This is a genomic window from Rhizobium sp. WYJ-E13, assembly GCF_018987265.1.
GTDB lineage: Bacteria > Pseudomonadota > Alphaproteobacteria > Rhizobiales > Rhizobiaceae > Rhizobium.
In genome coordinates, this window is the sequence record NZ_CP076854.1 from 239,385 (window position 1) to 265,376 (window position 25,992).

Sequence of the window (25,992 nt, forward strand, 5' to 3'; positions counted from 1 at the left end):
GGCCTATCTCCCGTTGATCCTGACATCGGCGCGTCGGACGACCAGAAGCAGAACGGTCGCTATCAGCGCGATGAACAGCAGCGTGACGTTGCCGACGGCGGAGGCGTAGCCGACATTGAAGAATTGCAGCCCCTCCTTGACGCCCAGCATCATCAGCGTGTTGGTGGCATCGTTCGGCCCGCCGCCTGTTGTGACGAAAACGGAATCGAAGACCCGGAAGGCATCCATCGTCCTCAGCGTGAGTGCGAGGAAGATCGATGGCAGCATCAAGGGCAAGATCAATAGGCGGAAGCGCTGCCATGCCGTTGCGCCGTCGACTGTCCCGGCCTCAAGCAGGTCCGCCGGAAGTGCCTTGAGGCCGGCAAGCAGGATCAGCGTCATTAGAGGGGTCCACTCCCAGCAGTCGATCAATATGAGGACCCAGAGTGCGGTTGAAGCGTCGGTGAGGAGGCCCGTGCGGGGTCCGATGCCCGCCTCGGACAGGAAATAGCCGATCATGCCGTAGTCGGCGCCAAGCAGCGCCTTGAAGATCAGTCCGACCACGAGCGGGGTGATCGTCGATGGCACCAGCAGGAAGGCCAGAACCGCGCGATTGAAGCGGCTGTCGCGCCACAGAAGGAGTGCCAGGCAGAAGCCGAAGATGAGCTGGAGGCCGACGCTGAAAATCGTAAACTGGAAGGTGTTGAGGATTGCCGTGCGTGTCGCCTCATCGGTGAAGATGTCGACATAGTTCTGCAGGCCGACGAAACTTGTCCTGGCCGGACGGAGAAGATTGTAGCGATAGAAGCTGTACCAGATCCCTTGCGAAAGTGGCCAAAGGCCGATTGCAGCGACGTAGATGACTGCCGGCGCGGCCATCAAGAACAGGAAGAGCCTGCGGCGATCGGAGAAGCGATAGGGCATCGGCAAAACAGCGTTCATTCGTGTCAGGCCCGGCTCCGGCCCTCAGGCTGCATCCTTGACCGCGCCGGTTTGAGGATCGGCGCGGTCGCGAAGCGGAATGCGCCTGCCAAGCATAGCGGCAGGCGCGGCGATCAGAACAGTTTTTCTGCTGCTTCCTGCGCCTTGTCGAGCGCTTCCTTCGGGGTTGCGGCGCCGGCGAGTACGGAATTGACGGCTGTGCCGAGCATATCCTGAATTTCCGGATATTCCGGAATGCGCGGACGGAATTCGCCGTTGCCGTGCTCGTAGGTTTGCGCGATCACCGGCAGGAAGTCGTATTTGGCAAGAAGGTCGGGGTCGGTCATCTGGCTCTTGCGCATGAAGCCGCCGGCACCGAGCATATTGAACTCCTTGTGGATTTTCTTGCTCGTCACCCACTTGATGAAGGTCCATGCAGCTTCCTGTTTCGACGTATCGATATCGGCATTGATCGCAAGCCCCCAGCCGCCGACGCCATATTGCGGCGTCATGCCCGCGGCAACCGGCGCCACGGCAATGCCGGCCTTGCCGACGATGTTCGATACTTTCGGATCGGAATAGGCAGCAGCACCCACAGACCAGGTCTGCATGAAGGCAGACATTCCCTGGCGGAAGCTTTCCTCGCGCCCGCCCCAGTCATATTCGATGGCGCCGGGAGGTGCAGCCTCTGTGAAGAGTTCCTTGTAGACCGTGAGGCTCTTGATATTTGCCTCAGAGTTGAGGGCGGGCTTGCCGTCCTTGTCCAGGATGGAGCCGCCGAGCTGGTTGTTGTATTGCATCCAGTCCTGGGCGACCGCCGGCCCCTTCTGGCCGTTGGCGACGAAGCCGTATTGTTTCTTTGAGGGATCCGTCAGCTTCTTGGCATCGGCGACAAGTTCTTCCATGCTCGCCGGCGGCTTCAGCCCGGCAGCTTCCAGAAGGTCCTTGCGATAGGCGAGCACGTTGGCGTAGGCCGCAAACGGAAAGGCCACATAGTGATCGTCATATTGGCCGAGCGATTTCAGCGCCACCGGATAGATGTCGTCGAGATCAAGTTCGGCAGCGTCGCGCTTGACCCAGTCGGTCAGGTCGACCGAGTACTTGTTCTCAGCGTAGGCGCCCGCCCAGACGATGTCCATGGTCACCAGATCGTAACCCTTGGTGTCGCCGACGAAATCCGCTGTCGTCTTGGTCAACAATGTGCCGTAGTCCATGATCTCGACCTTGAGGTCGGCACCGGTTTCCTCCTTGAAGGCGGGTGCCAGCTCGGTGAGGACCTTGGAAAAACCGTCGTTCATCGACGCGATCGTCAGGGTCACGCCGTCGAGCGACTTTGCCTGCGTGTAGGCGGTGGTCGCCATCAGCGCCATGACGGCGGCCGTCAGGCGGTATGCCGTTTTGGGCATGGAGAATGAAGAGGCTCTCGTCATGACAATCAACCTTTCCGGTGCGGTGAAATATGAGGTGACGTTAGCGCGCCTCAATTCCAAGTCAAACAAAAAATCACATATATAACAAAATAGAATTCGATGCCAGCTACTTTGGTTAAAGCAGTCGCATCCTGCCTAAATGATGAACTTTGATCTGCTTGTTTTTTCACCTGACGGCCGATCTCTCATTATATAGCTGTTTTATCGCATGGATTTCGGCCCGCGTGGTGAGGCGAGTGATGGAAAGGCTCTCCACGCTCCGGCAGACTGTTTGCCGAAATGTCGATCCAAAAACGAACACGGCATGATAGAAAAAATCGAAAAGAAACATGATCAAACACTTTACAACGTGATCATGTTCGCTACGCTTCGGGAAAATTCTGGGGGTCAGTCTCGATGCAGGAACCATTGTCGGCGCAGGATATGTCCAGCCCGGATGCGGCGAAGGCAGCAAGATCACGGTTGCTGCGGCTCGAAAGACAGGTTCGACGCGATCTCGGGATGATCGAAGCGGCACCACGAGCCTGGGTTCCGACGCACGATGAGGCTGATGTCTCGCACGACGTCATTATCGTCGGTGCAGGCCTGTCGGGTCTTACGATCGCCTTCGGCCTCAAGAGGCAAGGAGTGGAACGTGTCAGCCTGATCGATGCCGCACCCGCGGGGCAGGAGGGGCCGTGGGTGACGACGGCGCGCATGCGGACCTTACGATCCCCGAAGACGCTGAGCGGTCCGGATCTTGGCGTGCCGAGCCTGACCTATCGGGCATGGCACGAAGCGCTTCACGGTCGCAATAGCTTCGACAGGCTCGACAGGATCGATCGCATTGCCTGGATGAACTATTTGAGTTGGTTTCGAACGGTGCTGGCGCTGAACGTCGAAAACGACAGCCGGCTGCTTTCAATCGACGAGGAGCGGGATCATCTCCGGCTACGCGTTCTGCAGGGCGGCCGGGAACGCACAATGTCCTGTCGCAAGGTGGTGCTGGCGACGGGCCTGGAGGGGGCCGGTGGGCTTCATGTGCCCGCTCTGATCCGCCACGGATTACCGAGGGAACGTTGGACGCATAGCGGCGAACCCATCTTAGCACAGAGCCTTGCCGGCAAGCGGATCGGGGTGATTGGCGCGGCTGCCTCCAGTTTCGACTGGGCGGTGACCGCACTGGAGGCGGGTGCCGACAGCGTAACGCTCCTTGCCCGTGCGCCGTCCCTGCCCAAGACCGAACTGCTGGACTGGTCGAATTTTCCGGGCTTTCTCAATCACTTCTCCGATCTCGATGATGAGAGCCGTTATCGCTTCACCCGTCGCATGTTCGCTTTCAGAACACCGCCGACGATGGAAATGTACGAGCGCGCCATGGCATTCCCTCGGTGCCGCCTCGTGTCTGGAGCAGCGATAGAAGCGGTTGGGATCGAATGCGGCGAGATTGCCGTCAAGACGACGGTCGGTGACTTTGCCTTCGATCACCTTCTGCTTGGAACAGGTTATCGGATTGACCTTGCGCATCGACCCGAACTGGCCGGGTTTTCCGGCTTGATCGCGACCTGGGCCGACCGCTTCGCGCCGCCAAAGGGCGAGGTCGACCTCGACCTTCTCGCCTATCCCTATCTAGGTCCGGCCTTCGAACTCGTCGAAAAGGTTCCCGGAACGGCATCCATGCTTGCCAATATTCATATCTTCAACAATGCCGCGGTACCAAGTCTTGGTCCGGTTTGTAACGGCATCACCGGCTTGAAGGCAGGGGTGCCGAAGCTTGTCGCCGGCATTTGCCGGGGACTGTTCATGGGAAATATCGACTATTTTTTCCGGTCACTGGACGGCTACGACAAGGTGCATTTCCAGCCGAATATCGGTCCGTGAGCATGGCGCGCTGAGATCATCCGGCGATGAGCCCGACGCGTCGCGCAGCAACGACTTTATACAGTCGATCGCCAGTGTAGCGATATTCCTCGAAGGCGGAAAACACGAGTGAATGGTCATGTTCGTCGTCGGATGCGACGGCCGCCGCCGCTATCTCGGCATCGGAGGGCAGCGGTAGATGGCGCCATTCCTCCAGTTCTCCGGAGGTCGGCGGAAGCGGCATGCCGATCTTGGTGTAGAGCGCCATCACGACTTCCCAGAAATGCAGCGCGAGGCGCTGGGGCTCCCCGATATGCGGGGAAACGAGGCGCAGCCAATGGCAGCCGGTCACCGCATGCAGGGCTTCGAAGCTCATCGTCCCCGCATAAAGAGCAAGGGACGCCGGGCGGATGCGGTCAAGGAAATCCGGCCCGGCGACCAGCCGTCCGAGACGATCCCGAAATGCAGAGAGCTTGCCCATCGCCTCGATCCATTTCCACAGGAGGTGGGTCGGTGCGTCGAGGTTGCGTAAGGCGGGGTCTGCCCGCATGTCGATCAGACATGCCAGCGGATCCGTGGTATCCGGCATGCGCTCAGCCGGAATGCCCTTGTAAGCGAGATAGGTTGCAGCCCAGTAGCCGAGCGCTGCGGCGACCTCGGCATCATCATTGCGCAGAAATGCGTAGGCGAGCCGCATCAGCCCGTGCGTCGCCGATGCCGCGACACCGGGAGCGAGCACCGGCATGACCGCCAGGGCTGTGGCCGAACCGCCTTCCTTTGAGACCCTTGCAGTGAAATAGCGTCGCAGGTCGCCTTCTCGTTCGCGCCGGCCGAGAGCGCTGCGCCATGTTGCGTCGTCCAACGCAGATATGAGGGGGGGCTGCATCGGAACGGCGTGGGAGCGTGTATAGTGCTCTGCGTAAGCCTCAAGCCGCGCAGCCGGAGCGCCGAGTCGGGCCATGGCCTCGAGAACCATTGGCAAATGATTGGCCAGATCGTCAGGGAATTCGCCGCTCCGGCGGCCGACATCAGCGATTAACTCCCTCAATCGCGTGCCCGTTGCCTCGTCCCTATAGAGGTGGCCTGCCTGTACTGCCGTGGTTGCCTGAGACATGATCCTTACCCTGATTTCAACATCCAACGCGCTTAGGCTAAGCTACGCGACGATGTTCGAACAATATCAAACAAGATAAAACAAAAGGCAACGTGTATTCCGGCTGACTACGGCGGTCTGTCCGGATCAGTCGGCAACGGTGACAGCGACGCCTGCTGCCTTCAGGGCCGATGCCAGTTCGCCTGTTGGCGCCTCGTCGCAGACGAGTGTGTCGAATTCGCCAAGTTTGGCGACATGAACGAGGGACATCCGGTTGAATTTCGTCGAGTCGCACAGAACCACGCGCTGCGAGGCGTGACTTAGATAGACACGCTTCATGTCTGTTTCCTCGAAGGAATAGTCGAAGATGCCCTGCGCCGTCAGGCCGGAAACACCAATGAAGGCGATGTCAAACCACAGCGATTCGAATTGCTCCACGGCTGAAGGACCGCTCGTCGACATTTCCTCGCCGCGAATCCGGCCGCCGGCCAGGTAGGTCTCCACGCCCTTGGCGCCGAGATAGGAGGCCGTACGTATGCTGTTGGTAAAAATCTTAACCTGCTGGCGGCCGGCAAGCGCCTCGGCTGCGAAATAGGGGGTCGTACCGACATCGATCGCAATACTGCGCGCGGCTTGGGACAGGCTGGCGGCGGCGGCGGCGATCCTTCGCTTTTGCGCAGCGTTGCGCGCAAGGCGCGCCTCGAATGCCGGTTCTTCGCGATCGACATTCTCTGCGAGCGCAAGGGCGGGCGCCCGATCCGGCTTGACCGCACCGCCATGCGTTCTGATGAGGCGGCCGTCCTTCTCAAGTTCGACGAGATCGCGCCGCACGGTCATTTCAGAGACCGAAAGCTGCTGCGCCAGATCGCTGACCGTTACCGATCCGACCCGTCCGATCTCCTCGATGATCGCGGCCTGCCGGACCTGGGCAAGGAATTTGGGTCGTTCGCCGGATCTGGCGGCGGATTGCTCGCTCGTCATCTTACTTTCGTCTCGTGTTCGTCTTTCAGAATTTCATCCGTCAGAAGGCCGCATACGGACGCCATTTACATCAATATCTGTTCGAATTAAACATAATCGTCACGGTAATCATAGGCCCGCTCAGATAGTGCCGTGTGGAGTGCACAGCTTTCAGCCATTACAATCCCTGAGAGTTCGTATCTACCGTGGTCTCCAGACGGGTGCGATGCGATTATAGAGTTCCCGGTAGCGGCGATAGCCATCGTCATACAGGATTGCATTGGCGCTTCGTGGCTCCAGGACATCCGAAAAGTGTACGAAGCGCGTGACACTGCGCCAGTCGGATTCGAGACCAACGCCGATCGCAGCGCTCCAGGCCGCGCCGATGCAGGAGCCTGGATGTCCCGAAAGGCGCTGCACCGGGGCGCCAAGCACGTCGGCCACGATCTGCATCCATATCGTGCTCTGTGCGCCGCCGTCCGACACCAGAAAGCGCCTCGGGCGATGCCCCATATCGATCAGCACCTCGACGTGATGGCGGATGGCATAGGCATAAGCTTCAAGCAGGGCGCGCCAGAGATGACCGATATCGTGCGACAACGTCAGCCCCTCAATCACGCCGCGGGCTGCCGGATCGTGGATGGGCGTCTTTTCACCGAGCATATAGGGCAGGATCGTCAGCCCGTCAGAGCCGGCGGGCTTTTGTTCGGCCAGATGGTCGAGGTGCTGATGCAGGCTGCATCCCTTGGCATCGGCAGCATGCTGTTCGCCAGATGCAAAGTTATTCACGAACCAATTCAGCGCAGAGCCACCTGTCGACATGCAGCCGTTCGGCATGTAAAGGCCCGGTACCAGATGATAGTCGAGAAAAAGCCTGGTATCCGGGGCCACAACGTCGGTGGCCGTCAGAATATCGACCGCGCCACCGAATTTTAAGAGAACGTCGCCGGCCTCGATGACGCCCGCACCCAGCGCGGACGCAATCATATCTGCCGCACCGCCGACGACGGGGGTTCCAATCCTCAGACCCGTTTCCGAGGCGCCCCGTTCATCGACGATCCCCATGATCTCCGAAGACGCACGTTTTATCGGCACGACGCGAGGATCGATGTGAGCAAGACGCACGAGCTCTTCGTCGATGGCATCCGTTGCGATATTCACGAAGCCTGCTTCCAGCGCCCAGTTCTGTTCGACGGAGCGGGCGCCGGTCAGTCGATAGTTGATGTAGTCGTAGGAACCGAAGACCGTTTCAATCTGCTCGAAGACCCTCGGTTCATGCCGTTCTATCCATCTCAGTTTTGCTGTGACAAGCTGCTGATTGATGCCGTTGCCGGCCCTCTCCAGGAATGCGCGTTCGTCCCATTCCGCCTTCAGTTCGGCGACTTCAGCGCCGCAGCGCCCGTCGCTTTGCTGAATGCTTGGTCTCAGCACCTTGCCGTGCGCATCGAGCAAAACGACGGCAGGAAGCATGCCTGTCACGCCAACCGCGCTGATCTCTCCGGCATCAAGGCCGGAAGTGGAGAGCAGTTCTCCGATGATGGAGCATACGTTCTCCCACCATTCCGAAGGGTTTTCCTCTGCCCAGCCGATATGTGGGGACGACAAGGTCACCGGCCGGCTTGCCGTTGCCAGGATCCGATCCGGCAGGCCGACCAGGATGCCTATCGTGGAGGTCGTTCCGATATCGAGGCCGAGGACGGCTGCCATGATGCTTTTCGCCTCAGCGTAAAGTTTCGACGACATCCATGAAGCGCCTGACGCGCGCCGCGTCAACAGCGTTCCACGTGTTGCCGTCCACCTTGAAATGGGTGCCTATGATGCAGCCCTGCGCCATGGAGAAAACGTCGCTGATATTGTCGATGTTGACGCCGGTATTGGCAAAGACCGGGACATCGGTAACGGCTTCGCATACGTCGCGAAGATCCGACTGGCTCGCTGGCTGTCCGGTAATCGGGCCGGATACAAGAATGGCATCGGCGACGGAGGAGAAGACGGCGCTCTTGGCGCGCAACGCTATCGGGCGCTGATCCAGCGAATAAGCAAATTCGGCGTTGATATTGAACAGCATCTTCATGTCGCCCCGGCCGAGATTCGCCCGTAGTCGAGCCGCAGTTGCGCAGTCCGGCTGCCATAATCCCATGTCGGAGGCAAAAAGACCTGTGAAGATTTCGCGCACGAAACTGGCGCCGGTGACAGCGCCGATGGCGACGCTGGAGACTGGATCCCAGAGATAGTTCACGCCAAACGGAACTTTTAGTTGAGGCTTGATTGCCTGTACAATGGCGGTCATCGCCGCAACGCTCTCGGCCGACCCCTTGAAGACGTAGGGCCGATCGTTCTCGTTGCCGAACATGATGGCATCGACGCCGCCGGCCTGCAGCTTCTCGACGTCTGATGCCACGTCGTCGATCAGCTTTTGCATGCCTCCCTGAGCGTCGTAAAGTGGCGATCCGGGCAGGGCGCCGATATGGGCCATGGCGATGACCACCTTCTTGCGCGTCCCGAAGCATTCAAAAACCATTGTGCAAGTCCTTCCACGACGTTCTGTTATGCAGGCTCGGCTCGACCGAGCAACGATGATTGAGCTCACGTTTTCCTGTGAACTGCCTTGAGTGATTGCCGAGCGCGTCGGACTCCTGAGGGAACACCATGCGCAAGTCAGCATGACCATACGCATCGAAACGAACTCAATCAAACAAAAAAAACATTTGATGAGTTCGATTTTGTTGGATACGTTTTCCGGAAATCGTTCAAGGAGCTGCCATGAAACCGCCTGTCTTTTCCGAGCTTCAGGGGCGCCGCGCGTTCGTTACGGGCGGTGCAACCGGCATCGGCCTGGCAATCGTCAAGGCGCTTGCCGCCCAGGATGTTGTCGTAGCAATCGCTGACATCAATCTCGACGCGGCAACCCAGGCGGTTCAGTCGATCGGAAAGGGTGCGGTCGCCGTCGAGGTCGACGTGCGCAAGCGGGCTTCTGTCGAGGCCGCCTTCATGGAGGCGGTAAACGGGATAGGGGGTTGCGATATCGTCATAGCCAATGCCGGCGTTTCCACCATGCAAAAAGCCCTCGAGTTGACCGACGAGGAATGGGACTTCAATTTCGACGTCAACACGCGCGGGATTTTTCTGACGAACCAGATCGCTGGTCGCCATCTGGTCGGGCAGGGCCACGGTTGCATCGTCAATACCGCGTCACTTGCGGCAAAAGTCGGTGCGCCGCTTCTTGCCCACTATTCTGCCAGCAAGTTTGCCGTTCTTGGTTGGACCCAAGCCCTCGCACGCGAGCTCGCATCTGCAGGTATCAGGGTGAACGCCGTCTGCCCAGGCTTCGTGAAAACCGGTATGCAAAGCCGGGAGATCGAATGGGAGGCGCGCCTTCGCGGCATCTCACCGCAACAGGTGTTCGACGAATATGTCGGCCAAACACCCCTCGGGCGCATCGAAACAGCCGAGGATGTTGCCGATGTTGTGGTCTTCCTTTGCTCCGACAGCGCCCGTTTTATGACGGGCCAGGGCGTCAATGTGACTGGTGGCGTCTATATGACTTAACCGAGGTGCTGACACATGTTTTGCGCGTCAACGCCTGATAGCGGGTGACCCACTGGTGTTCACTTTGGTCTGTGAATTCTGGGCTTGCCGTTATCGAAACTCCGGTTGCCGTTCTTCCAGCCGGCAATGACGCGGGCGATCTCGCGCACTGCGACACGCGGGCCAGGACTGTCGAGCAGCACGATCGTCGCCTCGGCGCCTACTTCTAACCGTCTGACGCTGCCGAGTTGGCGTGCTGCCGCATCTGTCACCATGCTGAAGACCAGCGCCATGTCCTCGTCTCGCGAGAGCTGGGCGACGTTTGCATAGAGATTGGCCATGCGGATCAACGAGGCATCACCGTAGGGAGTGAAGGGATTGAGCACGTTGTTGGTCGCAATCGAGGTCGCGACACCGCGGCCTGCCAGCAGGTGAGCGGGTGCGACGCCGCGCGGAACCAGCCGATCATGACTGCGTCCGTTCAGGTACAGATCGGTGGATGGCAGGACAGAAAGCGCAATGTCGGCTTCAGCCAGCCGATCAGCAATGGAGACGATCTCTGCCTGCGACATGGCCGAGAGATTGGTGACGTGGCCGATCGCCACGCGACCCTGCCAACGGTGACGAAGCGTGGCGTCGATCACCGCCGGCAGATCGCTTCGATCGGGATCAAGGCTGAAATCGAGATGGAAGTCGACCGGCATGTCATGCTTGAGCGCCAAGGCGAAGATCATCTCGATATGCCTGTTGGGATCGGGGTCCGTATAGGGACAGCCGCCGACCAGATCCGCGCCATTGGAAAGGGCGGCGTCGAGCATATCCAGTGTCTCCGGCTCATTTGTCAGCCCCTCCTGGGCGAAGGCGCAGATCTCGATATCGACCGCGAAGGCATAGTCTTCACGGATGCGCTTGATCGCCTCGAAGGAACGGAAGCCGGCGCGAGGATCGATCTCGACAAAGGTGCGCATCCGCGTGGTGCCGTGTGAAATCGCCTTCTCAACGACGCGGGCAGACCGGGCATAGACGTCGTCTTCCTCAAAGCCCGCCTTGGCCTTCGCCGTCTCCCGCACGGCCTCGGCAAGTGTACCTTCGCAAATCGTGCAGCGGTCGAGGATGCAGGCCTTGTCCAGATGGATGTGTGTATCGACAAACCCGCCGAAGGCGAACGCTCCCTCGCCGTCGACGCTTTCGATCGCCTCGCACCGGATATCGGATCCGATGTCAGCGATCCGACCCTCTCGCACCGCGATGTCGACGACGGGGCCGTTCTCCTCGACACGGACATTGCGGATAACGAGATCAAATAATGGGCCAGACGTCACAGCAGGATCGCGCCTCCGTCGCTGCGTGGGTCATGAGCGCCATCGGTTGCACCGTCCTGCCCGATGCGGATAACGCCGGCCTGCCCACCGAGGGGGCTGAAACTGTCGATCGTTGAGATCTCGTGGCCCATGGCGGCAAGTGCGGAGACCGTTTCCAAGCCGACATTTTCCTCGATCTTCAGCGTGTCCCGGCTGTCGGAAAAGGTGCGGCCGAGCAGGAAGCGCGGGCGGGAAAGTGCTGCGGCTGGATCGAGGCCATGGTCGACCAGCAGGCTGAGGAGCAGCGACAAGGTCTGCGGCTGTCCATCGGCCCCTTGCGTGCCATAGATAAGATGCGGCCGGCCGTTCTTGAGCGCCAGGCCTGGATTGAGCGTATAGAACGGGCGCTTGCCGGGACGGATGACATTGGGGCTGGTCGGGTCGGTGCTGAAGGCAGCACCCCTGTTCTGCCAGAGGATGCCTGTATCGCCGACCACGACGCCACTTCCCCAGTCGAAATAGAGGCTTTGCAGCAACGATGCGCAGCGTCCCTTCTCATCGACGGCGGCAAGTAGGGCTGTGTCGCCGTGCCGATAGGGCTGCGGCCAGGGCAATGCGCGGCTGGAATCGATTGCCGCGGCTTTTGCCTTAAGGCGCACTGGATCGAGCAGCGCTGGCGAAACATCGGCCGCGTAATGGGGATCGGCGATGGTATGCCGGTCGAGAAAAGCCTGTTTCACAGCCTCGATGAGCCTGTGGTAGAAACCTGCGCTATCGGGAGGAAAATCCCTCATCGACAAATGGTTGAGCACGCCCATAATGCCGAGCGTGGTTATGCCCTGGGTCGGGAGAGGCGGCGCGAGCAGCGTTGTGTCGCGATAGGTCTGCCGGAGCGGAGGCGCGATATCGGTTCGTGTTGCGGCGAGATCGGTGGCCAAAAGCGGCGAACCGGCCTCTGCCAGCCCAGTGGCGATCTGCCGGGCGAGCGCCCCCTCGTAGAATTCGCGAGCGCCGTGGCGGGCAATGCCATCAAGCGTTCTGCCGATTGCTGGCTGCCGCTGAATGCCTGATGAGGTGAAAAGGTCCCTGAAGCCCGGCCAGCGCACCAGCTCGCTACGGCGGAATTCGTACCAGAAGGACTGCGACCGGCTGACCTCGAAGCCGTTTTCCGCAAGGGCGATCGCATCGTCAAGCAGACTCGGCAGACTCTCCGATCCCGCCCATTCCGCGGTGGAATGAGCAAGCACTTTGTCCCAGCTATCCACGAGGCAGGCTGTCGTCAGCATGGAGGCGGCTCCGCGTAAGGGGATGTCCCCCTCCGGAATGATACCGCCCGCCTGACCGATGCCGAGGAAGGTCTCCGCCTTTCCCGTCTCGTCGGCGACCAGCCAGACGGCATCGCCGCCGAGACCGCAGAAATGCGGGTAGGTGACCGCAAGCGCCGCACCTGCGGCAACCAGCGCCTCGATGGCATTGCCGCCGCGCCGCAACACCTTGGCACCAGCTTCGCTGGCGAGCCAATGCGGCGTCACGATCATGGCGCGGCGGGACGACATGTCAGCTGGAGTGGTCTGAGTGACGGGAGAGGACATCAGCGTATCACCGAGCCGTTTTCGGCGACGAGGCGGCCTTGCTTGAAGACGCGGCGCGGTTTCGGAACTGCGACGACGGCCTCCGGTACATGCTCGGCCGTGAGCGTGACGAAATCGGCCTTTGCGCCGACCTCGATCCCGTAGCCTTCCAGCCGCATCGCCTTGGCGCCGCCTGATGTGACCACGTCGAAAGCGGCGCTGAGTTCCGCATCACTGAAGAAACCGGAACGGTAGGCGATAATCTCTGCCCGGCGCAGCATGTCGCCATCCCCGAAGGGCCACCAGGAATCGCGGATATTGTCGCTGCCGCTGAAGACATTGACGCCGGCAGCGCGCAGCAGGGTTACAGGAGGAAAATTGTGGTTGCCGGGCGCGTTGGTCATGATCGAGACGCCGCTTTTGGCGATCAGCATGGCAATCTTCTTTGCGGCTTCCGGCGCGAGATCACCAAGACCATAGGCATGGCTGACGGCGACATGCCCCTGCATGCCAAGCGCGGTCGTACGAGCACAGATCTCCTCGATCGTCATGGCGCCGAGCGTGCCCGCGTCATGGAGATGGATATCGACGTCGACGCCGCGCCTTTCGGCAATGTCGAAGACCACGTCGAGATGGCCCTTGATGTCGCGGTCGAAGGAGAGTGGATCAAGCCCGCCGACGAGATTGGCACCCATCGCGATCGCCTCGTCCATCAGCTCCGGTGTACCGGGGCTCTTGAGGATGCCGCTCTGCGGGAAGGCGACGAGCTGGATGTCGATGATATCAGTGTAGTCCTCGCGAACCTTCAGGATGGTTTCGAGCGACTTCAGGCCGACCGATCCATCGACCATCACGTGGCTGCGCATCTGTAGGGCGCCGTTAGAAATGCAGAGATCGAGCTGGTTGCGAGCGCGTTCGTCCATGGGCGCTGCGACCGCCATATTCTCGGCTTGAAAGGCGACGCGCTCATGCACGTCGAAGCCATTGGTGCACGGTTTGTGCGGGATCCACTTGTCGCCGTAGAAGCTGGTGTCGAGATGGATATGGCCCTCGACGAAGCTCGGCACGAGAAGGGCTCCGTCGATATCAACCACGTTTGCCGCGCTGGCGTCTGAGCCCGCCGGTCCTATCGCAGTGATCCGGCCGTCCTGAACCACGATATCGTTCAGAGTGCCGTCGGCGAGCTTTGCGTTGGCGAAAACTGTTTCCCTGCCCACTTGTGTTCCTTTCCCCTCTATTATCAGTCGGCCACCGCCCAGTGCGGGGCCGGCTGTTCTGCAGCGATGGAGGATCGGTTCTGCGGCAGCATACCCTGCACACCTTCGATCAGCCATGTCATGTCCTTGATGTCGTTCTCAGAGAGCTCCTGATCGGGGGCGACTTTCGCCTTACCGTTCTGGTCCTTGATCTCACTCGCAAGGGCTTCCGGCGATATTCGGGCGATGACAGCATTGCATGCGACATGAGCAGAATCCAGTCTACAGCATCCTGAGTTTCAGGTATGCAATATGGATGCCAAACTGTATCGCGTGTAGCGTCAGGCAGAGCGCTACGACCTCATTGGCCGGAATCACTTGGGGAAAATTGGAATTAAAGGCCAGGGAGGCGTCGATCGAATTACCGGCCATCGCGCGGCCACGAGGCGCTATGTCTACATATTTTACACAAATCTTGTATACGTGATTGAAAAGCTGGCAGTTCAGCCGGTGACGCGGCTCGAAAAGCGCGACAGGATGGAACCGATGTCCGGCTCTTTTGCAAGATCATCCTCGATCAGTGCGCGGCTTTCGACGGATGATAGATGCTCGTCCATCAAGTGCTCCGCGCTGGCCAGATCGCCCTTTTTTAATGCGTTGATGAGGCCGGAATGCTCACTGATTGCACATTCGCTGGAATGCGGCCGGCTATACATGGCAAGGATGAGCGAGCAGCGTGAAACAAGTTCGGAGAGATAACGCTCGAGCAGCGCATTACCGGACAATTCGGCGAGCTTCAGGTGGAACTCGCCCGCCAGCCGAGTTGACAGGCGCACATCGCCTTTGGCATGTGCGGCTTCCTCTTCCTGCACATGTTCCCGCAACAGTTTTTCGATCGCGGGGCTCCAGCGCTTGATGACAGCCTTCATCACCTCCCGTTCGAGTGCGCGGCGAATGGCAAAGGCATCGCGCGCTTCCTCAAGACTTGGCTGGGCGACGGTGGCCGTGCGCTTATGGTAAGTGTCGACCAGTCCCTGCGCCTGCAGCTTGGCAAGTACGGTGCGCACGAGCGTTCGACTCATGGAGAAATGCCGGCCGATCTCGTCCTCGGGAAGTTTTGTCCCGGCTTTGAGAGCCTGCTCGATAATGGCCTGTCGCAGTGTGCGGTGGGCGATTTTCACACGATCGGGATTGGATGGCATCTGATTCCGTTATGTCATTGCTGTTGTATACATTATCGCGACATCACGCATACAACAAGGCGATACTTGTCCGGCCACATCGCTCTACTTCACCGAAAGCACCTCGAGAATGGACATGATCGGTTCGAACGGGTCACGATGAACGCCTGCCGCCCACGGCTCTGCAACGCTCCGGTTTCCTGAGCGGCAACAGGCATGGATCGATCAATCGCGGCGTCATCCCTTTCGGGGGCGGACCTCCATGAACACGTGTGGCGCCCCGGTCTCCGAGGGGATCGCATAGACGTCGTAGGACGCCCGAGGATCCTCGCCCATTCCGAGCGAGCCGGCCGGCATGCCGGGAACGGCCAGCCCTCGCAGCGAAGGCCGCTCCTGCAGCAGCCGTTTGACGGCCGTAAGCGGAACGTGGCCCTCCAGATAATAGTCCTCGACGACGGCAGTATGGCATCCCTGCATGTCGGCGGGCACCCCCAGCCGCACCTTGACCGCGGCAAGGTCGTCCGCGTCGCGGATGTCGACGGAATAGCCCGCGGCGGCCATCGCCTTCGCCCATGCGTGGCAGCAGCCGCAGTTCGGATCCTTGTAGACAGTCATCTCCGTCGGGACGGTCGCACCAACCCGTCCGGCGAGCAATACCAGGGCGGAACCCGCCATTGCGATGAAGCTTCTCCTGCGCATTGTCTTCACTCCTCGATGGCCGCCGCCCGGCATGATCGGCCGGGCGGCCGCGGGTTGCTATTTTACCTCGGTCACGGTCAGCTTGCCATTCACGCGTTCTGCGACGAACGCGACGCTCGACCCTTCTTTCAGCTTCGCGAGGAGACCCGGATCTTCGACGCGGAACACCATCGTCATGGCGGGCATCTCGAGGTTCTTCAGCTCCTCGTGCTTGATGGTGACCTTGTTCGCCTTGGCGTCGACCTTGCTGACGATACCCTTGGTGAACTCCTGCGCGAAGGCTCCGAATGCCGCGCTGGTCGTAAGGACGGCTGCGATGGCAAGTTTGATGACAGTCTTCATGATTTCACGCTCCTTTGCGATGGACTACTTTGTGGCGACGCTGACATCGCCGTGCATGCCGGCTTCGTAGTGACCGGGGATCAGGCAGGCGAATTTGAACGCGCCGTCGGTGGTGAATTTCCAGACGATCTCGCCGGACTGGCCGACCGGAAGGCGGATGGAGTTGGCGTCTGCATGTTCCATTTCGGGGAACTTCTCCATGACCTTCTTGTGCTCCAGGATTTTATCTTCCTGATCGAGCACGAATTCATGGTCGACGGTTCCGGCATTCTTGATCGCGATTTTCACCGTCTGCCCCTTGCGGACGTTGAAGACCGCCGGCGTGAACACCATCTTCCCGTCATCGGTTTCCTTCATGGTGACGCGCACCGTCTGTGTCACCTTGGCTTTGTCGCCGGGTTCCCCGACAGCCATCTTTTCGTCGTGACCGCCGGCATGGTCGCCGGAGGCAAGGGCGGGAGTTGCGAGCGCTGCGACAGCCAGTGCCAATATATAGTTCTTCATGCATGGATCCTTTTGAGTGTTGGATATCGAGCCTCAGCCGTTTGTCGGCTTCGGCGTGATCTGCGTCTTCGCGTCTTTGGCCTTGGTCGCGTCCGGCAGCTCGCCGGTCCACTCCCAGGCCTGCGTTCCGGGCGGGTTCTCGTACCAGCCCGGATCGGAGTAATCGTCCGCCGAGATGCCCTCGCGGACCTTCACGACCGAGAACATGCCGCCCATCTCGATCGGGCCGTGCGGCCCCCAGCCGGTCATCATCGGGACGGTGTTCTTGGGAATGGGCATTTCCATTTCGCCCATGTCGGCCATGCCCTTGGTGCCCATGGGCATGTATTCCGGCTGGAGTTTGCGGATCTTCTCGGCGAGCTTCGACTTATCCGCACCGATGAAGGTCGGAATGTCGTGCCCCATCGCGTTCATCGTGTGGTGCGACTTGTGGCAGTGGATCGCCCAGTCGCCGAGATATTTGGCGTCGAACTCATAGGCGCGCATCGCCCCGACCGGGATGTCGATGCTCACCTCCGGCCACCGTGCTTCCGGCCGCACCCAGCCGCCATCCGTGCACGTCACCTCGAAATCATAGCCATGCATGTGGATCGGATGGTTCGTCATCGTCAGGTTGCCGACCCGCACCCGCACCCTGTCGTTCCTGGAAACGACGAGTGGGCTGATGTCCGGAAACACGCGACTGTTCCAGCACCACATGTTGAAGTCGGTCATTTCCATGATACGCGGCACGTAGGAGCCCGGATCGATGTCGTAGGCGTTGAGCAGGAAGACGAAGTCGCGGTCGACGCGCATGAACGTCGGATCCTTCGGGTGGACGACGAAGAAGCCCATCATGCCCATGGCCATCTGCACCATCTCGTCGGAATGCGGGTGGTACATGAAGGTGCCCGACTTCACGAGGTCGAACTCGTAGACATAGGTCTTGCCCACGGGGATGTGCGGTTGAGTCAACCCGCCGACACCGTCCATTCCGGACGGCAGGATCATGCCATGCCAGTGGATCGTCGTGTGCTCCGGCAGCTTGTTGGTGACGAAGATGCGCACCCGGTCGCCCTCGACCGCCTCGATCGTCGGACCCGGAGACTGGCCGTTATAGCCCCAGAGATAAGCAGTCATGCCATCAGCCATTTCGCGCTCCACCGGTTCGGCGACGAGGTGGAACTCCTTGATGCCATTGTTCATACGGTGCGGAAGCGTCCAGCCGTTGAGGGTGACGACCGGCTGGTAGTCCGGGCCGGAGGTCGGGTGGAGCGGCGGCTGCATGGCCGCCGTATCCATCGTCGGGGCGTCGGGCAGGCCCATCGCCGAAGTCTTCGTCCACGCGCCGGCCGCCAGCAGCGCCGCACTTGCACCGAACAGTTGTCGTCTGTTGAACATGGTGAGTTCCTTTCTCAATGACCGCCGCCGCTGCTGCCGGAAGCCGCCGCGACTTCGGTCTCTGCCGACGCGTTGGTCGCGCCGCCGCCGTAGATCGCGGGTGCGAGGCCGGCTTCGGCGAGCCAGAAATCGCGCTTGGCGTTAACGGAGAGCAGGATGGAGTTGATCTTGTCGCGCGTGTCGGTGAGCAGTTCGAACGTGTTGGTGATCATGCCGTTGTAGCTCAGCAGGGATTCCTCCTCGACCTTGGTGCGCAGCGGCACGACATTGTTGCGGTAGTGCCGCGCGATGTCATGGTTCGAGCGGTACGCCTCGTATGCGGAGCGTGCTTGCGAGCGGACGTTGACGGCCTTCTCCGCGAGCTGGTTCGCTGCCCGCATGTATGCCAGCTCGGCCTTGCGCATCCGGGCCTTACCCGTGTCGAAGATCGGAATTGCGAATTCCAGTTCGACCTGGCCAGTCGTTCTGGTCTTCTTCTCGCCGTCCTCGATTTCCCGCTCCGTTTCGAAACCGGTCAGGATATCGAGATCGGTGACATAGCGTGTCGCGTCGGTGAGCCCATAGAATCTGGCGGTTGCCTCCAGTTCGAGCTTCGCCACTTGCAGATCGATGCGGTTCTTCAGAGCCTCGGCCTCGATCGTATCGCGTCCGACGACGGATTTAGGCAGCGGCGGCAGGCTGTTTGGAACCTGATAGTCCAGGTCGGCCCCCCAAAGACCCATCAGCCGCGTCAGTTCCTCCTTGGCGAGACGTGCCGCCAGGCGGGCCTTGGCGGTTTCTCCGGCCAGTTCGGCGACGAACACATGTTCGCGCGCCTGGGCGCCCTTGGTCATCGCGCCGGTCTCGCCCAGCTTCTCCGCCAGTTCGGAAGCGGCATCCGCCGTCGCCTGGGCGCGCTGGAGCTGCCCGACATTTTCCCAGGCGGCGACCGCCCCGATCCAGGCACGCCGCGTGTCGGCGGCGACCTCCAGTGTTTTCACGGCGGCGGTCAGTTGCGCCTGCCGGAAACGGGTGTCGGCGATCGCAATATCCCGGTCCCTCGTCGCGAGCGCCAGGATATTCGTCGCGATCATCCCTTCGATGGTCTTGAAAGCCTGTAGTTCCGGCGTGCCCATGCCTGTCGTGCCGATGGAAACCGTCGGGTTGATGAACATGGTCGACTGCCAGGCATCGGCCGCGCTGTCGCCGAGGTCGGCGTACACGGCCTGAAGACCCCTGTTGTTGATGAGGGCGATTTGAACCGCCGTCTCGACGTCGAGGACTTTCCTGCGCGCCAGCAGGCTTTTGACCTCAGCGGCAGCCGACCGGGCCTGGTTCCGGTTCTGGATCCAGGCCGTCTGCTTGCCCGTCACGACCGCGGTCTTGCTCGCAACGGAAGCAAAGCCTGCATCCTTGCTGGAATATTCGGCGCCCGTGACACAGCTGCTCAGCACTAGCGGAAACGCCAGCACGGCCATTAATCTTCCGAGGCCAATCATGAGTCGTCTCCATTGGTCGGAGACTGGAGGTCGTTCTGTCTACGCCACGGTCGGGGATCGACGGGTTGCCTGGCGATGTAGCCTGACATTGGCGACCGGTACGCGATCGGGCGCGGGGAAGGCTGTTCGACCGCGGGGGAAGATCCCACCACGTCGGGAGGAAGCGTGGATGCGCAGCCGCCGACAACAAGCGGCAGCCCCACCACGAAAAGCGAGGGTTTCATTATGAAATTTCCGAATAGGAGATAGCCTACGGGCGCTCGCCTGGACGCAGGCAGCGACCGACTGGACCCGATCGACCGGGTGCGTCTCTATTCAGATATTCGGGGGACGGTGAAGGGACGGCAGTTCGCCGAGGGCTGCACGATCGTCGATGAACTGTCGTATGGACGTGACGACGGGTCCGCCGACGTCGGGGCCTTCACAAATGATGCCCAGTCCGCCGCAGAAATCCTTGCAGCATTCCTGTTTGACGAGCTTGGTGTCGCCGTCGTCAGTTGAAGCGTCGTGCTGATGGCCGTGCTCCGATGGCTCGATCATGTGATGGCCGTCGGCCTCGGGTGTTGCAACTGAGGCGGCGTTCTCGAATTCCGGAAAGGCCGAGCCGTGCATGGCGGCACTGGCGCTGGACATGTTGTATCCGACCAGCGATGCCAAGATCGCCAGCCGCACGACGAGCAGCCATCTGCTCAGTGCGATTCGGTACATTCTGCCCATGCGACCTGCGTACAGTTTCAACGGCCTGCTTTCAATGGAAGAAACAGGTGCCGACGATTCGCGTCGTTTCTGTGGCCATGACGCAACGAACCGGTTGACGGCGCCACGCGGCAAATGCCTTTGTCAACATGGCCGCCCATGTTCCGGACTGGACCGGCGGCAGGAGATAAAATGCTCACAGCAGTTTCGACCATGACGGGCCTGTTTCTGGTAGCCTTCGCGGCCGCAACGATATTTCCGATGCAGTCGGAAGCCGCACTTGCGGGCCTTGTCCTGGCGGGCCAGCATCCGCCGGTCCTGCTTGTCGCGGTCGCATCGACTGGGAACACGCTCGGTGCCGTCGTCAACTGGGTCCTCGGCCGGGGCGTCGAACGGTTCCGGTCACGGCGATGGTTCCCCGTCGGCGACGCCGCGCTCGATCGGGCGTCGCGATGGTATCGCAAATACGGCAGGTGGTCACTGCTCCTCTCATGGATGCCGCTCTTCGGCGACGCGCTCACGGTTGCTGCCGGCGTGCTGCGCGAACCGCTGTTGCCGTTCCTTCTTCTCGTGTTCGTCGCGAAGACCGGGCGCTACGTTGCCCTCGTGCTCGCCGTCCTCGGAGTTATCGGTTGACGGCGGTCTCTTCGCGATGACCATCCGGTCGATGGTGTCGTCGCGCAGAACCAGAGTGTGCCAGGCCGCGGCCGCGATGTGAAGCGCCACCATCGCCAGGATGATCCTTGAGCCGATGACGTGATAGGGCGCGATCCCGAACCAGATGTAGCTTGCCACGAACCCCATTGCCGCCTGCCCGATAATGGCGGCATAGAAGGCATGATGAAGTACTCGGGAAAGCGCCTTTGCCGCCGACGCCGGTCGCCTGTCCGGCAGGGGTGGCCACAGGAGCCGGACCGCAAGCCGCAGGCCCATCAGTAAGCCGATGCCGATCCCCAGATAGTTGTGGAGGTAGTGTTGGACGAGATCCCAGCGGTCGGGCGTTATCCCCATGTGGACCGCATGATGGATCCGCTCGATGCTGCCGCCCGTCAGGTACTGGGTCGGGACCAGGAGGGCGATCAGCCAGTGAAGCCAGATCTGGATGCGGAAATATCCTGGTCTCATGGCGCAGCCGTTGTTGCGATGGTTCGCAAGAGCTAGCAGCCCGAGGTTAAGACATCGCTGATCTGCCGTATGGACTTTGAAATAACCCGCGATCCCTGGCGCAATTGGAACATTCCCTAGGCGACACTGTTAGACGGCGTAGTGAACGCGGCCACGATGCCGTTTCGACGAGGTTTTTACTGTTTGAGGATCGCGCCGCCATGGCCTGCGCCCTGTTATTCACTGCGGCGGCCAGGAAGCCGGATAGGAGATAATGCCATGCATCATATGTCGAGCGAAATGAAGGCCTGCATCGACAATTGCCTGACCTGCTACAGCGAGTGCCTTTTGATGGCCATGAGCCATTGCCTGGAACTGGGCGGGGAGCATACCAAGCCTGCACATTTCAAGCTGATGATGGCCTGCGCGGAAATTTGCCGGACCTCGGCGCATTTCATGCTGATCGGCTCGGAGCATCACAAGCATGTCTGCCGCGAATGCGCCGAAATCTGCGCCCAATGCGCAGACGATTGCGAGCGGATCGGCGACATGCAGAGCTGCGTCGAGGCCTGCCGCCGCTGCGCCGAGAGCTGCAGTCGCATGGCCGCCTAGAAGAGACGCAGCGCCCTCTTTCCGCCCGCTTCGCAGCCGAGATGATGGACCGCCGATCTCCTTTCGGCGGAACTCACACGTGCGAGGCTTTCTTGATCATATCTAAGCTGTTGCCTGTCACGGGGCTCCTGGTCATCACTTCCGCATGCGCCTCCTTTGGGCTTGCGGCGGACGACGTGGTCGCGCTTCGGCAGACCGATATGAAGGCCATGGCGGCGGCCGCCAAGACGATGGCCGAGATGTTCCGAGACCCCGCGAGCTATTCGTCGGCGGAATTCCGAAACGCCGCCGGAAGCATTGCCGCGAGGTCTGGCGATGCGCTGGCCGATCATTTCATCAGCGGATTGGATGATCCGAAGTCGAAGGCAAAGCCTGAGATCGGGGCGGAGCGTGAACGCTTCGACCGTCTGGCGGACGATCTCAGAGATTATGCGCACGCACTCGAGACCGCTGCCGCCGACAATCCCGGACTGATGACCGGCCGCATGCGGATGAAGCCCGGCGAGGTGATGGGCGGCGGTCCGCTCGGGACACATGTCCGGAACGAGGCGGCGCTGGCCTCCATCCCCGCCGAGCATCTCTTCCACCTGATGCTGCAGGCCTGCACGACCTGCCATGCCAGGTTCAGAATGGGCCAATGAGACGCCGCACCACGGGCCTGGCTACTCAGTCCTGAGCCCATTGACGACGAAGCAGGCGTCGATCGGGGGCATCACCACCGCAATCGGCCCACATGACCTGCGGCCATCGCTGCGGGTAAGCCTGTCCCTTTGCGGCAAGCTACTCTCGCTAACCTCTCCGGCAGCGGGTTCAATAGACTTGCCTCTACTTGCGCGCAGGAACTGAGTGCGAGCGGCACGGGCCTGTTCTATGGTCTCGTCGACCATCGACGCGAAAGTCGGATTTGCGCCTGCCTGGCAATCCGATGCAGCAACATGGCTGCTTGCGGCAATCGCCTACCCACGCGACCCGTAGCGCAGACCCGTCCGAGGTCGGGCGTGCCGCAATCGCCGATCTCAGGCGAGCGTTTCCGCAAAAAGTTCGAGCAGGCGCTTCCAATGCCGCTCAGAACCCTTTTCGCTGTAGATCTCGCCGCGGTCGGGAACGGTCCAGCCATGCGACATGCCGATATAGTTCTCGATTATGTGGTCGACGCCGCCGGTGCGCAGCGCCTCGGCGAGGCGAGCGGATTGTTCGGGTGGGAAGCTGCCATCGACGCCGGCAACGCCGACATAGACACGCGCCTTGATGTCGCCGGCCAGGCGATGCGGGCTGTCGGGCGCCTCGCTTGCGAGATTTCCGCCATGGAAGCTTGCAGCTGCCGCAATCCTGTCGGCATAGGCGGCCGCAGCCGTCAGAGCGCGACCGCCGCCCATGCAGTAACCGACGGCGCCGACCGGACCGGAAACGCCTTCGGCCTCGAGCGCATCGAGGAAGGCCGCGCTGTCGCGCTTCGTCATCTCCTGCGTAGTCTCGCGGATCATTCTCATGATCTCGGCGCGCGAGGTCTCGTTGCCGAAGGAAGAACCGTCGAAGGGGCCGTATGCTCCAAAACGATAGAAGAGATCGGGTGCAAGCACGACATAGCCGGCATTCGCGAGACGCTCGCCCATGATGTCGATGGCCTCGCGCGGCCCGAGCGCATCCATGTAGTAGAGAATGCCCGGCAGGACTTTGCCCTCGCTGCCTTCGGGGCGGAAAACTGACGCCCTGGCAACGCCGTCAGCCGTCGAGATTTCAATATCGCGTTTCATCGACCAATCCCTTTGATTTTATTGAAGCAGCGCTCAGGCCGCTGCCGGCAATCTGGCAAAGGCTGACAACAGTCTCAAGACACGAATGTGCGGATTGAAGGCTGTCCCAAGATGTCTTGGCAGGCTTATTTCTTCAGGTCGCGGTGGGTGTCGGCTGTCCTGCAATCCTCCATCCACAGTTTGACCGCCCCGTTGCACGAGGCGGGTGGCGCAGGCGATTGCCGATCGTCCTGATCGATGGCATGACTGGGAAACCGGGCCGAGGGCGTTACGAGAACGAGATCAGTCCGTGCAGAGACGGCCGCGGGCGATCCGGGCAGGAATTGGGCGATTGGCTCGAAACCCGTCGAGCTCTTGAGGGGACATGACATTGATGCCGAAAGCAGCCGCAGCCGGAAGATACATTCTTGCCTATCTGTCCTGGCCACTGGTATTTTTCTCCGGCCTGACGGGCGCCTATTTCGCCTTTGCCGGCGATCGACCGATGGTTGTCTTCTCTGCCGTCTATGCAGGCGAGGTCCTCATCCTCTTTCTGCTCGAACGCGCCATTCCCTACGAGCAGCGCTGGCTCCAGGCGGATGGCGAAACGGCCAACGACATCGCTCACACGGTGTTGACCAAGGGGCTGGTGCAGCTAGCGGCACTCTCGGCAGCGATCTTTCCGATGCTCGCTGCCGGCCTGCTGCAGCCGCTGGCCGCCATGCAGTTCAGCCTCTGGCCATCATCCTGGCCGATGATCTTTCAGGCAACCCTCGCCGTCATCATTGCCGAATTCGGCCTCTACTGGGCGCACCGCATCGCCCATGAACGGCTGTTCTTCTGGCGCTTCCATGCCCTGCACCACAGCGTCACCCGCCTCTGGGTCATCAATACCGGCCGTTTCCACGTCATCGATTCCCTGTTCAAGATCGCGTTGAGCCAGATCCCGCTCTATCTGCTCGGCGCCCCGCTGCAGGTCTTCTGGTGGCTTGGTGCGGTCACGGCCTTCATCGGCATCCTGACCCATTGCAACGTCGACATGCGCACGGGCCTTTTCGATTTCGTCTTCAGCACGCCCCGGCTTCACCGCTGGCACCATTCGAAGGATCTCCGCGAAGGCAATACCAATTATGGCGAGAATGTCGTGCTGTTCGACCAGCTGTTCGGCACCTATTTCAACCCCGACCGCCCATCCTCGACCGATATCGGCATCAAGGGCCAGATCGCCCCCGGCTTCGTCAGCCAACTGGCGCAGCCCTTCACCAAGGACGGCGTGCGCCAGATCCTCGGCCGTCAGCCCAAACGTGGCTGAGACCGAAAATCGGTCTTTGCCCGTCATCATTTCATGACAATCGACTCGTAAGAGCCTGCAAACCTCGACGGAAACGGACAGGACGGCGAATGACGACGTTGAAACAGGTTGCGCTGAGGGCCGGATGTTCCATGGCGACGGCAAGCCGTGTGCTGAACCTCAGCGGCCCTGTCAGTCAGGCGGCTGCTCTTCGCGTGCGCCGCGCTGCAGCCGAAGTCGGCTATCGGGCGACGGCACCGTCTGCCCGCAGTGGCCGCCGGCCTGTCATTGGCGTGCTGGTGCCGAGTGTGACCAATCCCGTTTTTGCTTCGTCTCTCTCGGGCATCCAGAACCGCATGCTGGTCGCCGGCCATAGCGTTCTCATCGCCCAGTCGAATTACGATCCCGATCAGGAGGCCAATGCGGTGGCAGGGCTTCTCGGCGAGCGGCCGACCGGGCTTATTCTGACTGTCTGCAATGGCGAGACCAGCCCGGCATTGGCACAGGACCTGCCGCCGACCGTGCTGCTTGGCAGCTCGCCGACGGCTCGATATCCGGCTGCCGTCACCGTCAACAATTATGCGGCCGGCGGCCGGCTGACAGAACATCTCTTATCCATGGGCCACCGGCGCATCCTCTACGTCTCCGGCAGCTTCAGGGCCTCGGACCGTGCGCTTCTGCGTTACCGCGGCTATCTGCAGACGATGGAGACAGCGGGTGTGGCCCCGTTAGAGGCCGTGGAAGTGCCCTTCGTCAACGGTTACGACCAGATGGATCTCGGCCAGGCCTTGCGGACATTTTCCCCGACCGCCGTCATCGGCTCGAACGATCTGATCGCGCTCGGCGTCATCGGTGCGATCAATCGCGAGGGGCTTAGCGTTCCCGACGATATCTCGGTTGCCGGCTTCGACGGTATCGCCATCGGCAAGCTCATCAATCCGACGCTGACCTCGATCGAAATGCCCGATCTCAGCATGGGCGCGACAGCAGCGTCGCTGCTGCTCGATATCGTCGAAAACGATGCGCCGCTCAGGCATCTCGAATTGTCGCATGCCCTGCGCCCTGGCGGCACTGTGCGAAACCTCCAAAACGAGAAAACCGCCGCACCTGCAGGATGCGACGGTTCCGGGTCGAGACCGCGGGCGGCTTAACCC

Annotated in this window: 25 protein-coding genes and 1 pseudogene; 7 read left to right on the forward strand and 19 right to left on the reverse strand. The window is 60.9% G+C overall.

Annotated features, from left to right (window positions below):
- Nucleotides 1-3: 3 nt before the first annotated feature.
- Nucleotides 4-903 (reverse strand): carbohydrate ABC transporter permease, encoded by a 900-nt coding sequence (locus KQ933_RS22685; protein WP_216760774.1) that lies wholly within the window; start codon nucleotides 901-903, stop codon nucleotides 4-6.
- Nucleotides 904-1,034: 131 nt separating this feature from the next.
- A complete protein-coding gene (locus KQ933_RS22690) occupies nucleotides 1,035-2,270 on the reverse strand; it encodes a sugar ABC transporter substrate-binding protein (RefSeq protein ID WP_253958451.1) in 1,236 nt (411 codons plus the stop codon).
- Nucleotides 2,271-2,726: 456 nt separating this feature from the next.
- Between KQ933_RS22690 and KQ933_RS22695 the strand changes: the two genes are divergently transcribed.
- The gene (locus tag KQ933_RS22695) at nucleotides 2,727-4,190 is read left to right on the forward strand and encodes an NAD(P)/FAD-dependent oxidoreductase (RefSeq protein WP_253958395.1); all 1,464 of its coding nucleotides are present in this window, start codon (nucleotides 2,727-2,729) and stop codon (nucleotides 4,188-4,190) included.
- A gap of 16 nt (nucleotides 4,191-4,206) precedes the next feature.
- Here the strand turns inward: KQ933_RS22695 and KQ933_RS22700 are convergent, their stop codons facing one another.
- The 4 genes from KQ933_RS22700 to KQ933_RS22715 form a co-directional block, all read right to left on the reverse strand.
- Complete coding sequence (locus tag KQ933_RS22700; protein ID WP_216760095.1) at nucleotides 4,207-5,283, reverse strand: questin oxidase family protein; 1,077 nt, start codon at nucleotides 5,281-5,283, stop codon at nucleotides 4,207-4,209.
- Between the two features lie 126 nt (nucleotides 5,284-5,409).
- Entirely contained in the window at nucleotides 5,410-6,243 is an 834-nt protein-coding gene (locus KQ933_RS22705) for a DeoR/GlpR family DNA-binding transcription regulator (protein WP_216760096.1), read from the reverse strand.
- Nucleotides 6,244-6,423: 180 nt separating this feature from the next.
- Nucleotides 6,424-7,929 carry an FGGY-family carbohydrate kinase gene (locus tag KQ933_RS22710; RefSeq protein WP_216760777.1) on the reverse strand — a complete coding sequence of 502 codons (1,506 nt, stop codon included), beginning with the start codon at nucleotides 7,927-7,929 and terminating at the stop codon, nucleotides 6,424-6,426.
- A gap of 13 nt (nucleotides 7,930-7,942) precedes the next feature.
- Nucleotides 7,943-8,743 carry a BtpA/SgcQ family protein gene (locus KQ933_RS22715; protein ID WP_216760778.1) on the reverse strand — a complete coding sequence of 267 codons (801 nt, stop codon included), beginning with the start codon at nucleotides 8,741-8,743 and terminating at the stop codon, nucleotides 7,943-7,945.
- Between the two features lie 242 nt (nucleotides 8,744-8,985).
- Here KQ933_RS22715 and KQ933_RS22720 point away from each other — a divergent pair, with 242 nt between their 5' ends.
- The gene (locus KQ933_RS22720; RefSeq protein ID WP_216760097.1) at nucleotides 8,986-9,771 is read left to right on the forward strand and encodes an SDR family NAD(P)-dependent oxidoreductase; all 786 of its coding nucleotides are present in this window, start codon (nucleotides 8,986-8,988) and stop codon (nucleotides 9,769-9,771) included.
- Nucleotides 9,772-9,830: 59 nt separating this feature from the next.
- Here KQ933_RS22720 and KQ933_RS22725 read toward each other — a convergent pair whose 3' ends face one another.
- From KQ933_RS22725 to KQ933_RS22770, 11 genes are all read right to left on the reverse strand, one after another.
- Complete coding sequence (locus tag KQ933_RS22725) at nucleotides 9,831-11,072, reverse strand: amidohydrolase family protein (protein ID WP_216760098.1); 1,242 nt, start codon at nucleotides 11,070-11,072, stop codon at nucleotides 9,831-9,833.
- On the reverse strand, nucleotides 11,069-12,643 hold the full coding sequence (locus KQ933_RS22730; protein WP_216760099.1) for a gamma-glutamyltransferase family protein: 1,575 nt from the start codon (nucleotides 12,641-12,643) through the stop codon (nucleotides 11,069-11,071). Before KQ933_RS22730 ends, KQ933_RS22725 begins: the two co-directional genes overlap by 4 nt.
- Complete coding sequence (locus KQ933_RS22735) at nucleotides 12,643-13,839, reverse strand: amidohydrolase family protein (RefSeq protein ID WP_216760100.1); 1,197 nt, start codon at nucleotides 13,837-13,839, stop codon at nucleotides 12,643-12,645. The genes KQ933_RS22730 and KQ933_RS22735 overlap by 1 nt, the downstream gene beginning before the upstream one ends.
- A gap of 482 nt (nucleotides 13,840-14,321) precedes the next feature.
- Nucleotides 14,322-15,020: a GntR family transcriptional regulator gene (locus KQ933_RS22740; protein ID WP_216760101.1), complete on the reverse strand. Its 699-nt coding sequence runs from the start codon at nucleotides 15,018-15,020 to the stop codon at nucleotides 14,322-14,324.
- Nucleotides 15,021-15,236: 216 nt separating this feature from the next.
- Nucleotides 15,237-15,698 (reverse strand): DUF411 domain-containing protein, encoded by a 462-nt coding sequence (locus KQ933_RS22745; RefSeq protein ID WP_216760102.1) that lies wholly within the window; start codon nucleotides 15,696-15,698, stop codon nucleotides 15,237-15,239.
- A gap of 57 nt (nucleotides 15,699-15,755) precedes the next feature.
- Complete coding sequence (locus tag KQ933_RS22750; protein ID WP_216760103.1) at nucleotides 15,756-16,040, reverse strand: copper-binding protein; 285 nt, start codon at nucleotides 16,038-16,040, stop codon at nucleotides 15,756-15,758.
- Nucleotides 16,041-16,064: 24 nt separating this feature from the next.
- Nucleotides 16,065-16,544 carry a plastocyanin/azurin family copper-binding protein gene (locus KQ933_RS22755; protein ID WP_216760104.1) on the reverse strand — a complete coding sequence of 160 codons (480 nt, stop codon included), beginning with the start codon at nucleotides 16,542-16,544 and terminating at the stop codon, nucleotides 16,065-16,067.
- A 33-nt stretch (nucleotides 16,545-16,577) separates the two neighbouring features.
- Complete coding sequence (locus KQ933_RS22760; protein WP_216760105.1) at nucleotides 16,578-17,924, reverse strand: multicopper oxidase family protein; 1,347 nt, start codon at nucleotides 17,922-17,924, stop codon at nucleotides 16,578-16,580.
- 14 nt (nucleotides 17,925-17,938) lie between these two features.
- Nucleotides 17,939-19,402: a TolC family protein gene (locus KQ933_RS22765; protein WP_216760106.1), complete on the reverse strand. Its 1,464-nt coding sequence runs from the start codon at nucleotides 19,400-19,402 to the stop codon at nucleotides 17,939-17,941.
- Nucleotides 19,399-19,626: a hypothetical protein gene (locus tag KQ933_RS33535; RefSeq protein WP_253958396.1), complete on the reverse strand. Its 228-nt coding sequence runs from the start codon at nucleotides 19,624-19,626 to the stop codon at nucleotides 19,399-19,401. Before KQ933_RS33535 ends, KQ933_RS22765 begins: the two co-directional genes overlap by 4 nt.
- A 91-nt stretch (nucleotides 19,627-19,717) precedes the next feature.
- A complete protein-coding gene (locus tag KQ933_RS22770; RefSeq protein WP_216760107.1) occupies nucleotides 19,718-20,119 on the reverse strand; it encodes a hypothetical protein in 402 nt (133 codons plus the stop codon).
- 171 nt (nucleotides 20,120-20,290) lie between these two features.
- On the opposite strand from KQ933_RS22770, the gene KQ933_RS22775 reads away from it, so the two are divergent.
- The gene (locus KQ933_RS22775; RefSeq protein ID WP_253958397.1) at nucleotides 20,291-20,734 is read left to right on the forward strand and encodes a YqaA family protein; all 444 of its coding nucleotides are present in this window, start codon (nucleotides 20,291-20,293) and stop codon (nucleotides 20,732-20,734) included.
- Between the two features lie 18 nt (nucleotides 20,735-20,752).
- Here the strand turns inward: KQ933_RS22775 and KQ933_RS22780 are convergent.
- A pseudogene (locus tag KQ933_RS22780) lies at nucleotides 20,753-21,223 on the reverse strand (cytochrome b); the annotation flags it as partial.
- A 258-nt stretch (nucleotides 21,224-21,481) separates the two neighbouring features.
- On the opposite strand from KQ933_RS22780, the gene KQ933_RS22785 reads away from it, so the two are divergent.
- Entirely contained in the window at nucleotides 21,482-21,814 is a 333-nt protein-coding gene (locus tag KQ933_RS22785; RefSeq protein ID WP_216760109.1) for a four-helix bundle copper-binding protein, read from the forward strand.
- A gap of 200 nt (nucleotides 21,815-22,014) precedes the next feature.
- Nucleotides 22,015-22,455: a cytochrome c gene (locus KQ933_RS22790; protein WP_253958452.1), complete on the forward strand. Its 441-nt coding sequence runs from the start codon at nucleotides 22,015-22,017 to the stop codon at nucleotides 22,453-22,455.
- A 375-nt stretch (nucleotides 22,456-22,830) separates the two neighbouring features.
- On the opposite strand, the gene KQ933_RS22795 is transcribed toward KQ933_RS22790, so the two are convergent.
- Nucleotides 22,831-23,568: a dienelactone hydrolase family protein gene (locus KQ933_RS22795; RefSeq protein WP_216760110.1), complete on the reverse strand. Its 738-nt coding sequence runs from the start codon at nucleotides 23,566-23,568 to the stop codon at nucleotides 22,831-22,833.
- A 373-nt stretch (nucleotides 23,569-23,941) separates the two neighbouring features.
- Between KQ933_RS22795 and KQ933_RS22800 the strand changes: the two genes are divergently transcribed.
- A complete protein-coding gene (locus KQ933_RS22800; RefSeq protein ID WP_216760111.1) occupies nucleotides 23,942-24,859 on the forward strand; it encodes a sterol desaturase family protein in 918 nt (305 codons plus the stop codon).
- 89 nt (nucleotides 24,860-24,948) lie between these two features.
- Nucleotides 24,949-25,989: a substrate-binding domain-containing protein gene (locus tag KQ933_RS22805; RefSeq protein ID WP_216760112.1), complete on the forward strand. Its 1,041-nt coding sequence runs from the start codon at nucleotides 24,949-24,951 to the stop codon at nucleotides 25,987-25,989.
- The last annotated feature ends 3 nt before the right edge of the window (nucleotides 25,990-25,992 follow it).